Origin of the sequence: Flocculibacter collagenilyticus, assembly GCF_016469335.1 — a bacterium.
GTDB lineage: Bacteria > Pseudomonadota > Gammaproteobacteria > Enterobacterales > Alteromonadaceae > Flocculibacter > Flocculibacter collagenilyticus.
In genome coordinates, this window is sequence record NZ_CP059888.1 from 2,057,097 (window position 1) to 2,069,763 (window position 12,667).

Sequence of the window (12,667 nt, forward strand, 5' to 3'; positions counted from 1 at the left end):
CTTTCTCAATCAATAGACCGGGCCCTTTGTATTAAAGCGGCCCGTATCGAGTATCTCTTGCCCACTTCCTCAGGCTGCGCTTACAGCATGAAGTGCCCACAGTCATTTAAAATAAAAACGTATTTTTACCTTATTAAATTTATTGCTATTTTTAATAAGTAAAAAAGGATTAAAAACAATCTATCCGTTTTGTAAAGCTGAACCTAATTACTTCTTAATATACGGAACCACATAGCTAACATCCGCAAATGTCTGTGTTTGGGGAAGCTTCTTAATATCGTCTATTAAAATTGAACAACGATTCTCTTTGCATATGAAAGTATTGTTTTCAAGCTTAGCTAAATTTGTAGTGGTGATCGCATCATCAAACACTAGCGTAACGCCTGACATATTAGGCATTAAAAAAGACATCATGCCGGCTAAGTCATCTAGCAGTTCATCTTGCTGCTCATAAATGTTTAATAAACGGGCTTTATCAACCGTTACATTTTCATCCTTATTCTCATCCTTATTCTCATCCTTTGTTGCAGTATTGATGTCTGACTTAATCTGCATTTGTAATACACATTTTCCATAAGGTTCTTCCGTATCTACAACCACTACGCCTTTGTTTGAATCTAAGTCTTTATTAAATGGAGGGAATAATTCACCATTTTCAAACATTAAAGGCGAAGTTGTTTTTTCTGTGTATATATTTCCAGATTTAATCTTACAACGTTGCTTGGTTTCTTTGTTTAACAGGTAAAAACCCATGGTTACATCGTTATACTCGGTTTTATTAACCGTTTTTAACCTGTCATAAAATCCATCATAAGATAAGCTCATTTCGGCGGCAGTACCAATAAAACTGGCACACATTAGTGTGGTTATCATTGTAAGTTTAAACATGGTGATTTCTTTTGATTCTTTATTGGATGATTTTCTTTAAGTGATTGTTGTATACATTGACAATATTACATTGTGTCATCGCATATAGTAGTGCGATGACGCAGTAATATTTAAACTGAGGACTAGTTTACTAAATACGACTTATTTGTTCTTATCATTTGTGTAATTTCTTCTACGTACGCATTACCGCGTGAAGAATAAGACGTTAATCCTTTAACAAGCTCTGTTGCTTTAAGTTTTTCGTTTGCCGCTCTTAACTCAGCACGTTTATCTCTTAAGCCTTTATAGGCCATATTTGTGTTTAGATTTATAAAATAGCGTCTAACACTTTCGTCAATAGTATTGTATTTTGCGACTTCGTAGGTTTTATCATCTGGTCTGCCTGTTGGCACAATGCCGCAGCCTGGTCGGTAACACCATTGCCCAAATAGATTCAAGCCTTGTTTGGCAAATCTTGATGTGCCCCACGCGCTTTCATTTGCTGCCTGCATGAGTACAATTTCTTGTGGAATAACATCAACTCGGCGAAGAAGCTGTTCAACATATTCTAAAGTAGGTTTTGGTTTTTTAACTTTATATGTTTTAGCAATTTCGTAAAATTTATCAATTTCAAATTGGCGCAATTGAACACCACTAGATAGTTTGTATTTGAGTATTTTTAACTTTTGGCGGGTATCTTTAGTAATTAGGTTTTGTCTTTTTACCATAGGCTTTAGAAAGTTAAAAAACGCTCGTTTTTTCTCTTTCACGTCTCTTATCGTTGCAAAATTTGGCAACGTTTTAATATTTAATGGCTTTGGGATTTCCACTTGTTCAATGTACGGATAAGGCACATGAGATTTAAATGCTAATGCACCTTCTTTAATCTCGATAAACGGAAACATAAATGCCGATAACACAACTACAAACATTAATACTCTTATCAACCTCTTAAATAAAGACTCAACTTGCTTCAATTTTGGAATCCTTTTTAAATGTATAAATTTATCAGCAGCGCATCTTCAAAAGTTTTTCTAAGTATAATTTTAGTAATTATTGTCGTTGGTATAGTTTCAATACCATTAATACTAGGTTACTCTTCAGATAATGCTAATTTTGCTATTTCAAAAGACTTATACGTACCAATTATCAAAATGGGTATAAGGCTTGGGCAATAAGCGCGCAATCTTAACAAAATTTGTCACATTACTAAATAATAAACGATAAAACCTGCTGTTATCGGTCTTCGCACACACCTATGACCGAATGAGAAACGATAAGTATTATGAAAAAAATCACAAAATCCCGAAAGCTAAATGATGTATGTTATGACATTCGCGGACCTGTTTTAAAAGAAGCTAAACGCCTTGAAGATGAAGGCCATAAAGTACTTAAGCTGAACATTGGCAACCCTGCCCCGTTTGGGTTCGAAGCCCCTGATCATATTGTTAAAGATGTGATTCATAACCTAGCATCTTCACAAGGTTATTGTGATGCCGCAGGTATCTACTCTGCTAGAGTTGCAGTAATGCAGTACTACCAACAGAAAGGGCTTAACTCGCTTGAAGTAGATGATATTTATATTGGTAATGGTGTGAGTGAGCTTATCGTTATGTCTTTACAGGCATTATTAGATAACAATGATGAAGTGCTTATTCCATCTCCTGATTATCCGCTATGGACCGCCGCGGTCAATTTATCTGGAGGTAAAGCTGTCCATTATGTGTGTGACGAACAAGCTGATTGGTTTCCAGATATCGACGATATTAAAAAGAAAATAACCAAACATACTAAAGCTATCGTCATTATTAACCCAAATAATCCTACTGGTGCGGTATATTCAGACGAATTATTAGAAGAAATTATTGCACTTGCCCGGGAACATAATTTAATCATCTTTAGTGATGAAATATACGACAAAGTTTTATTTGATAAGGCAACGCATACCACTACTGCCACCTTGTGTGATGATGTATTAGTGCTTACCTTTAGCGGATTATCAAAAAATTACCGAATTGCAGGGTTTAGAGCTGGCTGGATGGCAATTTCGGGTCCGCGTTACCTTGCGCAAGATTATATTGATGGCATCGACATGTTGGCCTCAATGCGACTCTGTGCGAATGTGCCGTGTCAGCATGCGATACAAACTGCACTTGGCGGCTATCAAAGTATCAATGAGCTGGTTGTTGAAGGCGGAAGATTATACGAGCAAATGGATTACGCCTATAACAGAATTAATGCGATAGACGGATTAAGTTGTGTAAGACCAAAAGGCGCAATGTATCTATTTCCAAAAATAGATACTAAAAAGTTTAATATTAAAGACGATGAACAATTTATTTTAGATCTATTGCGTGACAAAAAAATATTACTTGTACACGGAAAAGGATTTAATTGGCATCAACCAGATCATTTTAGGTTAGTTTTCTTGCCGCGCCTAGACGAGCTCACTCAAGCCCTAGATGCACTAGAATCTTTCTTAGCTAACTATTCACAATAGAACAACACAGATAATTGAACATGAAACAAAGCCATTTTTTTGCTCACCTTAGCCGCCTTCGCTTAATTAAGCGTTGGCCGTTAATGCGAAATGTGATTGACGAAAATGTACAAGAACATAGTCATCAGGTGGCAACTGTCGCTCATGCATTGGCGTTAATTAGCAATCGGCTATTTAACGGTAATGTAAACCCTGATCGCATTTCTACACTCGGGCTCTATCACGATGTGTCTGAAGTGATTACAGGCGACTTGCCGACCCCAGTAAAATATTACAATGCTGAAATAGCCAAAGAATATAAGAAAATAGAGAAAGCGGCTGAGCAACGCTTACTTCAAATGTTACCAGAAGAATTAAAAAACGATTTCGTCGACTTAATTGACGACGAAACATTTAGCAAAGAAGAAAAGCTGATTGTTAAAGCAGCAGATACATTATGTGCATACATAAAAACACTTGAAGAATTAACCGCGGGCAATCATGAATTTGAAGTGGCTAAAAAACGGTTAGAGAACATCTTAAGAAATTACGACTCACCCGAAGTAAATTACTTTATTGATGTATTTATACCTAGTTTTTCATTAACGTTAGATGAAATTAGTTAAGGATAATCATGGCGGTACATGTTAATAGCTTTTATCACCCGCAAAGCGCGACACTCAGCTATATCGTCACGTGTACAGATACTTTAGCAACCGCCATCATTGATCCCTGTTACGATTTTGACGCTCCTTCAGGGCACCTAAGCACCGACTTTAGTAACGCACTTATTCATCACATAAAAGCCAACAACCTCACGTTAGTTTGGCTGCTTGAAACTCATGCCCATGCTGATCATATTAGCTCTGCTCAATATATAAAAAGCAAACTTGGCGGAAAGGTGGCAATTGGTGAAGGGATAAAAGAAGTTCAGCAAATATTTAAAACTAAGTTTAATTTAGATGACTGGTTTAATGCCGATGGTAGTCAGTTTGATGCACTGCTTACGCATGGGCAATCGCTTAAGCTTGGAAATATTTTCATCAAGGTCGTAAACTCTCCCGGTCATACTAGCGATAGCGTTAGTTATCTTATTGAAGATAACTTATTTGTGGGTGACACACTGTTTATGCCTGACGCAGGTACCGCAAGGTGTGACTTTCCCGCGGGCAGTGCTGCTACGTTATATCATTCCATTCAAAACATCTATTCATTACCCGATAACACCACAATTTGGGTTTGCCATGACTACCAACCTAACAACCGTGAACTAGCATACAAAACAACGGTTCATCAGCAAAAACGCTCGAATATACATGTTAATGCGTGTACCACTGAAGATGAATTTATTGAAAAAAGAGAAAAGCGAGATAGCACGCTGGCTGTGCCAGAGCTACAAACCATCGCAATTCAACTAAATATCAATGCAGGAAAGCTACCACCACAAGACGAGCAAGGAAATTACTTTATTAAATTACCTCTTTTCACTCCTCGTGGAGAGTGATGGAAAGTTGCGCCTTTTACAGCAGGGTTAAACTGCGGCTTTACTTTCCACCTTGGCTTAATTGGGGTTAGCGGCAACACACGCTTTCTTGCCACTATCATATAGACCGAGCCCAAAGGTCCCATATATTTTTCACAAAAACGACGCCACGCTTTGTGCTGCGATAAAGAAGAATGACGCGACAGTGTAGAATAGATAAAGCGCTCATCACTTAATACTTCAAATCCCAATAAATTTAACCAATCTTTCACACGTCCTGCTGAAAAATAACGCCCAGACCACGGTAACTTATTTTTATAATATGGCAGCCACTTTACTGCGCCACTTAAGCTAAAAGGATTAAATGCAGTAATAATGATGTAACCACCAGGTAAAAGTACTCTATGCACTTCTCTTAAAATATGGTGTGGATCTGGGTAATATTCAATGCATTGCGCAAGTAAAGCGGCGTCAACGCTATGCTCAGCTAAAGGTAAATCATCAATTTCACAAATTACGCCTGCCTTTAAATCAGTTTCAGATAACCCAACTTGATGTTTTATAGGACACTCACTTGTGTCTAACTGGCAGCTTAAACCACCCAATTTAATTAAATGATAGCCAAACATTCTTGGCAGCCAAGGCTTAAGTCGCTCTTCTATTTGAGTAGCAATTTCTTCACCATGCGGAAATTCCTGCCAATCAATTGGAACAGAAAAATTATGGATTTTTTCTAAATAACTCAGAGCTGGTTTCATTCACTACACGCTAAAGATATACTTTTTAATAATTTAAAGGTTATAGGGTGACCACCAATGTATCAAGTAATTCCAATCGCTGCATTTTCTGACAACTATATTTGGTGTTTAATTAATAACAATAATGCAGTTGTTGTTGACCCAGGTGATGCAAAACCTGTGCTGCAATTTTTACAAGAAGAGCAATTAACCCTAACAGCCATTTTAGTTACGCATCATCACTGGGATCACACCGATGGAATTGAAGCGCTTCTGACTGCTTATCCCGGCATTACCGTTTATGGGCCGTACAACCCTAGCATTGATGGTTTAACTCATCGTTTAAAAGAGCATGATGAGATTGAAATAAAAAGTATTGAGGCATCGTTTAAAATCCTTGAAGTGCCTGGCCACACCCTTGATCACATCGCCTATTTTGATTCTACAAATTTATTTTGTGGCGATACTTTATTTTCAGGGGGGTGCGGCCGCCTCTTCGAAGGTACTCCAGAACAGATGCACCATTCTTTAACGAAGCTGACTCAATTACCAGATTCCACAAAAGTTTATTGCACCCACGAATACACCAAAGCTAATTTAATGTTTGCTCTTGCTGTTGAGCCTAATAACGCTGCATTAAGTGATTATCGTGACCAAGTGGTTGAATTACGAAACAAAGAAGTGCCTACATTACCTTCAAATATTAAGTTAGAAAAAGAAATTAACCCTTTTTTAAGATCGGCTATATCAAGCATTAAAGAACACTGTGAGCAACACACTGGGCATGAGCTGAACTCTGAAATAGCTGTTTTTGCCGCCACACGAAAGTGGAAGGATAATTTTTAATCATCTTCCCCCTGTTAAACAGACTAAAATGTGTAATAATTCGCGGCCGAATAAAAATCAATACGGTGATATTTTTCTCATGCCTTGCTGCGCACGTACGATATAAAAATAACAAACTGTATAGATACTTAACCTGTTAATTGTATTAAAAACGGAAAATTTATGAACGCTAACCGTTTATTATTAACGTCATTATTATTTTCATCGACTTTTATGTTCTCTGGTTGCGAGTCAACCAGCTTATTTAATCTTCATGATAATGACGCGCTTGAAACATCATCAAAACCACAAGATGACAAATCATACACAGTTGTCGCACCTGCTAATAAAGTGATGCACGACAACAGTATTGCGACAACTTCAGACGTAATCAATGCACTTACAATAGATGCACTATTACATGACAAAAATATTGAAATTGACGACGCCGAATCCCCTGAAGCATTCGATGATTTATGGAAGCGCATTCAATTTCAACTGTCGCTTAATGTGCCACAAAATAGGCAAGTTGTTACACAACGCAACTGGTATAACAAACACCAAAGTTATCTTGATCGTATTTCTAAACGTGCAAGACCTTTTCTTTTCATGATTGTTGAAGAAATTGAAAAGCGAAACATGCCTATAGAGCTAGCTTTATTACCAATTGTTGAAAGTGCCTTTGACCCATTCGCCTATTCGCATGGAAGAGCTTCTGGTATGTGGCAGTTTGTTCCTGAAACCGGCAAACGTTTCGGTTTAAAGCAAAATTGGTGGTATGACGGGCGTCGCGATGCATACGCAGCAACCATAGCAGCACTAGACTATTTATCTTTTTTACATAAAACCCTAGAAGGCGATTGGTTGAATGCGATTGCTGCTTACAACTCGGGTGAAGGTCGTGTTCTTCGAGCAATCAAGCGTAATAAAAAACGCCACTTACCCACAGATTTTTGGTCACTCGATTTACCTAAAGAAACCATTGCGTATGTTCCGAAATTACTCGCCCTTGCTGACCTGTTAAAACGAGATGAAGAGTTTGGTATTGTTTGGAAGTCAATTCCTAATAAGCCTTACTTAGAGATTATCGATGTAGGCAGTCAAATAGACTTAGCTCTGGCAGCAGAAATGGCTAACATGGAAGTAGGTGAATTATATGGCTTAAATTCCGGTTATAACCAATGGGCTACCGATCCTGAAGGACCACATCGTTTTTTATTACCGATTGAAAATGCAAAAGTTTTCAAAGAAAAGCTACCTAATACCCCAGCTGAAAAACGTTTAAATTGGACGCGTTATAAAGTAAAAGGTGGAGACAGTTTAGGGGTAATTGCACAACGTTTTCATACTACGCCTAGCATCATCCGAAAGATTAATGGCATCAAAAATAATATAATTCGCAAGGGTGATCATTTATTAATTCCTGTAGCGGCTAAAGATCTTGACGATTACAGCCTATCATCACAAAAACGCTTAGCCTCAACACAATCTAAATCTCGTGGCTCAGGCTCATACAAAATTGAGCATGCGGTAAAAAGTGGTGATACTTTATGGGACATAAGCCGCGAGTATAAAGTTAACTTACGCTCATTAGCTAAGTGGAATGGCATGGCGCCAACCGACACTTTGTCGCTTGGACAAAAGCTCGTTATTTGGAAGAAACAAGATAGCAAGCATCAGGCCGAAAAAGCCATCATGCGCACAATTTCATATAAAGTAAGACGCGGCGACTCATTAGCACGAATTGCGAATAAATTTAATGTGAAAGTGAATGACATTGTTAAATGGAACAATATAAACACTAAGCAGTATTTGCAGCCTGGTCAGAAGTTAAAATTACATGTAAACGTTACAAAGGCATAAAATAATCTACACTATATTTAAAGGACTTATTTTTAACCTTAGTTTCATGTTAAGAGGATGGTTTGTTGCTTATTTCATAAGTTCAGCATTACATCCTCACTTTTACTATCTGTTAATTTAACCTCAGTCAATTTAAGTAAACAGGAATAGCTCAACTATGAAGAAATATTTTATTGTATTTATTATGCTGTTTACTTTACCTGCCGTTGCCGACTTTAATATTAAAGGCAGTGGTGAAATCACTTTCCCAACTGGCACCACAAAGCCTATTGATTTCGGCTTTGCGTTTAACAAAAGCAAAGGGAAATTTAAAGTAGGTAAAAACGAATTTAGCACCTCTCAAGTTCCCGCAAAATACTCAATTGGCTTAATTCTGCATAAGAGTGAACATATTTGGGTGCAAGAATTCAATAAAGGATATTTTAGTACGTTTAAATGGACGTTAGGAAAACACAAAATAGAGCTATATAAAACGCCTAAAGGAATAGCAAAAATGGGCAATTATGCTCTGAAATTAGACGATCAAAAATTTTTCTTAACCAATAAAATTGCTCAAATTAATTTTCAGTTCTCTGATGATGGCATTAAAAAGATAACCGTTGATGGCATGGCCGCTGATATTGGTTTAAATAATTAAGTAGCCCAAAAACTTCCATAAAAAACACATTTATCACATAAGAGCGGTATTTTTGCGTTTATCCTTTTTAGCTATCTTTAAAGAATTAATTATTAATATTTATTCTATCTTGCACTTCAGTACAAAAAAGCATTCATCTGTATCAATTTAATACAGATGTTGAATTATATTTAATCACTTCTAATTTCTTCGTAAGACATTGGTTACAGCCCTTATAAACGTTGGTTTTACCTAAATTTATACTTTATTTGCGTTAGGGGGCATTTTGGGGTAGACAGATCCATAATTTAGCGTTAGTTTTATTCCTGAACATTTTACGCAATGTTATGTTCGACAAGCAAAAAATAAAATAACAGGTTGTCTAGGGAAGAAAAATGAAAACAAAATATAGCCGTGTTTGCGCCGGCATAAAGTATGCGCTACTTGGTTCTGCAATAATTGCAGGATCGCACTCATCACTTGCCCTTGCTCAGGATTCAGAAGACGCTAAAAAAGCAGCAGAAGAAGATGTCGAGCAGATTGTTGTTCTAGGTTCTCGTGCAGCTCCGAGATCTGTAGGTGATTCACCCGTTCCAGTAGATGTAATTTCAAGCGAAGAATTTGCAAACCAAGGTTCTACAGACATGGTTTCCATGTTACAAAATGTGGTCCCTTCATTTAATGTAAATGATCAGCCTATTAATGATGCATCAACGCTTGTGCGTCCTGCTAACTTACGTGGAATGGCTTCAGATCACACTTTAATTTTAGTCAATGGTAAGCGTCGTCACCGCTCAGCGGTTATCACCTTTTTAGGTGGTGGTTTGTCTGATGGTGCACAAGGCCCTGACATTTCTGTCATTCCTGCCAGTGCAATTAAACAAGTTGAAGTACTTCGTGACGGTGCCGCAGCCCAATATGGTTCAGATGCGATTGCGGGTGTAATGAACTTTAGACTAAAAGACGACACTGAAGGCGGCATGCTTGAAGCGCGTTATGGCTCTTACTATGAAGGCGATGGCGACACTTGGCAGGTAGCCGGTAACGTTGGTTTACCAATGTCTAGCAGCGGCTTTGCTAACTTCAGCTTTGAGTATAAAGAAGCTGATCCAACAAGCCGTAGTGTACAACGTGACGATGCAGCTGCCTTAATTGCCGCAGGTAACACATTTGTAGCTAATCCAGCGCAAATTTGGGGTAGCCCTGAAATAAAAGAAGACTTTAAGTTTTTTGCAAACTTTGGCCTTGATTTAGGTAACGGCAAAGAAGCATACATGTTTGGTAACTACGCTGAACGTGATGTTGAAGGTGGTTTCTACTATCGTAACCCACATAACCGTGGTGGTGTGAACGATGGCGGTATTGAAGCTGCAGATATGAATGGCGATGGTGTAATTGATGATGGTGAAGGTCATCAATTGCTACTAGTTGGCGATTTAACAGGCGATATGTCTGGAAATTGCCCTACCGATATTCGCGTTGGTGCAAATGTACTAGACAATCCTCGTTACATTACCGAAGTTGCCAATAATCCTAACTGCTTCGCATTTAATGAAATGTTCCCGGGTGGTTTTACACCAAAGTTTGGTGGTGTTGTTACCGATGCATCCATCTATTTTGGTACAAAAGGCGAGCTTGAAGGTGATATTTTCTACGACTTCAGCTTCGGTGTAGGTCGTAATGAAATTGATTACGCTATCAGCAATACCATCAACCCATCGATGGGACCAGACAGCCCTACTTCATTCAAACCGGGCAAATATATCCAGTTAGAAAAAACGTTCAATGCAGACTTTTCTAAGTTAATTGAAACTCAATCTATTCAAGGTATTAACCTTGCAGGTGGTTTTGAATATCGTAACGAATCTTTTGAAAGCGTTGCAGGTGATCCGGCGTCATGGACAATTGGTCCACTAGCTTCACAAGGTTTTGGTATTGGCTCAAATGGTTTCCCGGGTTTGTCTGCTAAAAGCCAAGGAAAAACAAGTCGTCATAACATCGCACTGTACGGTGATGTTGAAACACACATTACTGATGACTTCATGATTAACTTTGCGTTACGTTATGAAGATTTCTCAGACTTTGGTAATACCACTAAAGGTAAAATCGCGTCTCGCTTCCAGATGACTGAATCATTAGCATTACGCGGTGCGTATAGCACAGGCTTTAAAGCACCAACAATCGGTCAAAGTAATGTTCGAAATGTAACAACTGCATTCGGTACAGATGGAAAACTAATTGATCGTGCAACGCTGCCTCCTACAGATCCTATTTCTGTACAAAAAGGTGGTTCACAGTTAACGCCTGAAGAGTCTGAAAGCTACAGCATTGGTTTAGTTGGTGAGTTTGATAACGGTTTATTCTTTACTGTCGATTACTTCAATATCGAAGTAACAGATCGTATTAGTACTACATCAGGTATTAAACTTACTCAAGCAGACATCGACGCGTTACTTGCACAAGGTGTTAGCGATGCATCAAGCTTCACTGAAGTTAGCTTCTTCACAAACGACTTTGATACAACAACACAAGGTGTTGATTTAGTTGCTAACTATTCTATGGACATGTTCGGTGGCGATACTAAGTTCTCGTTCGCTTATAACTGGACTCAAACGGAAGTAGACGAAGCATCAAATAATATCTCTGCTGAACGCATTCGTATGCTAGAAAATAACTTACCACCTGTACGTTATAGCCTAACTGCGAATCATATGAATGGTGACTGGAGACTACTTGGCCGCGTTGCATATGCAGGTAGCATTTATGAAGATCACTTAGATTCAGCGTTAGATATTGATCATGTAAGCTCTGAAGTAACGTTCGATGCTGAACTTGGTTATCAGTTCAACGAAAGCATGACATTTGTAGTTGGTGCTAAGAATTTATTTGATGAGCGCCCAGACAAAAATACGCTTTGGGATACTGAAGTGGCTGGTGCAGAGTACCCTGTAACATCACCAATTGGTATTAACGGTGGCTTCTACTATGTAAGAGCCATTTATAACTTCTAATAAATATTAAGTAACGACTATCGTTGCTTAATAAAATTTAGATTAAACAAAAGCCATATCATTTCGATATGGCTTTTTTAATACTAATCAGCTTAATTTGCATCAGCTTGGTTTTCAGGTAATGCTGCAATAAAAGCATCTAACGAATTACAGTTTTCAACAATGCGATTAATTATCGGATAACTAGACATATCTACGTTAAAACGATGCGCATTATAAACTTGTGGAATTAAGCATAGATCAGCTATCGTAACGGTATCGCCAAAGCAATATTTCCCAGCAGTCTTACTTAATTTCTTTTCTAACCCATCAAAGCCTATTTTTATCCAGTGATGATACCACTGCGTTTTTTGTTCATCGGTAACTGCTAACTGACCAGACAAATATTGCAATACTCGTAAGTTATTTAGTGGATGAACTTCACAAGCAATATCGTACGCTAGTGCTCTGACGGCTGCCTTATCTTGTAAATTGCTTGGTAGCAACGGCGTTTCAGAGTGCTTCTCTTCAAGATATTCTAAAATTGCTAACGACTGATTAAGTACTATATCGCTATCAATTAAGGTAGGGACTAATTCATGAGGGTTTAACGCTTTATATTCTTCGGCGTGTTGCTCACCGCCATTCTTTACCAAATGTACAGAAATCAATTCGCATTGAATGTTTTTAAGGTTTAACGCAATACGAACACGATAAGCGGCTGAAGAACGCCAGTAACCATATAATTTCATAGCTCATTCCATATTATTTTTTATTACAGCTAGAAAAAAACCCGCCATTGCGGGT

The 12,667-nt window shown here is 38.0% G+C and carries 11 protein-coding genes; 7 read left to right on the forward strand and 4 right to left on the reverse strand.

Translation table 11 applies throughout. From position 1 onward, the window contains the following. Nucleotides 1-207: 207 nt before the first annotated feature. Together HUU81_RS09125 and HUU81_RS09130 are read right to left on the reverse strand one after the other, a co-directional pair. Nucleotides 208-888 carry a DUF2987 domain-containing protein gene (locus HUU81_RS09125; RefSeq protein WP_199608626.1) on the reverse strand — a complete coding sequence of 227 codons (681 nt, stop codon included), beginning with the start codon at nucleotides 886-888 and terminating at the stop codon, nucleotides 208-210. Nucleotides 889-1,010: 122 nt separating this feature from the next. Continuing rightward, the gene (locus HUU81_RS09130; protein WP_199608627.1) at nucleotides 1,011-1,799 is read right to left on the reverse strand and encodes a glucosaminidase domain-containing protein; all 789 of its coding nucleotides are present in this window, start codon (nucleotides 1,797-1,799) and stop codon (nucleotides 1,011-1,013) included. A 353-nt stretch (nucleotides 1,800-2,152) separates the two neighbouring features. Here HUU81_RS09130 and HUU81_RS09135 point away from each other — a divergent pair, with 353 nt between their 5' ends. From HUU81_RS09135 to HUU81_RS09145, 3 genes are read left to right on the forward strand one after another with little or no spacing between them, the layout of a single operon-like run. Beyond that, nucleotides 2,153-3,367, forward strand: coding sequence for a pyridoxal phosphate-dependent aminotransferase (locus tag HUU81_RS09135; protein WP_199608628.1), 1,215 nt, complete (start codon nucleotides 2,153-2,155; stop codon nucleotides 3,365-3,367). Between the two features lie 20 nt (nucleotides 3,368-3,387). Further along, entirely contained in the window at nucleotides 3,388-3,972 is a 585-nt protein-coding gene (gene yfbR, locus HUU81_RS09140) for a 5'-deoxynucleotidase (RefSeq protein ID WP_199608629.1), read from the forward strand. Nucleotides 3,973-3,980: 8 nt separating this feature from the next. Continuing rightward, a complete protein-coding gene (locus tag HUU81_RS09145; protein WP_199608630.1) occupies nucleotides 3,981-4,850 on the forward strand; it encodes an MBL fold metallo-hydrolase in 870 nt (289 codons plus the stop codon). On the opposite strand, the gene HUU81_RS09150 is transcribed toward HUU81_RS09145, so the two are convergent. Further along, nucleotides 4,808-5,587: a class I SAM-dependent methyltransferase gene (locus HUU81_RS09150; protein ID WP_199608631.1), complete on the reverse strand. Its 780-nt coding sequence runs from the start codon at nucleotides 5,585-5,587 to the stop codon at nucleotides 4,808-4,810. The genes HUU81_RS09145 and HUU81_RS09150 overlap by 43 nt on opposite strands. Nucleotides 5,588-5,644: 57 nt before the next feature. Between HUU81_RS09150 and gloB the strand changes: the two genes are divergently transcribed. From gloB to HUU81_RS09170, 4 genes are all read left to right on the forward strand, one after another. Then, nucleotides 5,645-6,412 (forward strand): hydroxyacylglutathione hydrolase, encoded by a 768-nt coding sequence (gene gloB, locus HUU81_RS09155; RefSeq protein WP_199608632.1) that lies wholly within the window; start codon nucleotides 5,645-5,647, stop codon nucleotides 6,410-6,412. A 162-nt stretch (nucleotides 6,413-6,574) separates the two neighbouring features. Next, a complete protein-coding gene (locus tag HUU81_RS09160) occupies nucleotides 6,575-8,254 on the forward strand; it encodes a lytic transglycosylase (protein ID WP_407644822.1) in 1,680 nt (559 codons plus the stop codon). A gap of 157 nt (nucleotides 8,255-8,411) precedes the next feature. Then, a complete protein-coding gene (locus HUU81_RS09165) occupies nucleotides 8,412-8,891 on the forward strand; it encodes a hypothetical protein (protein WP_199608633.1) in 480 nt (159 codons plus the stop codon). Between the two features lie 374 nt (nucleotides 8,892-9,265). Beyond that, nucleotides 9,266-11,881: a TonB-dependent receptor plug domain-containing protein gene (locus tag HUU81_RS09170; protein ID WP_199608634.1), complete on the forward strand. Its 2,616-nt coding sequence runs from the start codon at nucleotides 9,266-9,268 to the stop codon at nucleotides 11,879-11,881. Nucleotides 11,882-11,973: 92 nt separating this feature from the next. Here the strand turns inward: HUU81_RS09170 and maiA are convergent, their stop codons facing one another. Then, nucleotides 11,974-12,612, reverse strand: a complete 639-nt coding sequence (gene maiA / locus HUU81_RS09175) for a maleylacetoacetate isomerase (RefSeq protein ID WP_199608635.1) — start codon at nucleotides 12,610-12,612, stop codon at nucleotides 11,974-11,976. Nucleotides 12,613-12,667 lie beyond the last annotated feature (55 nt).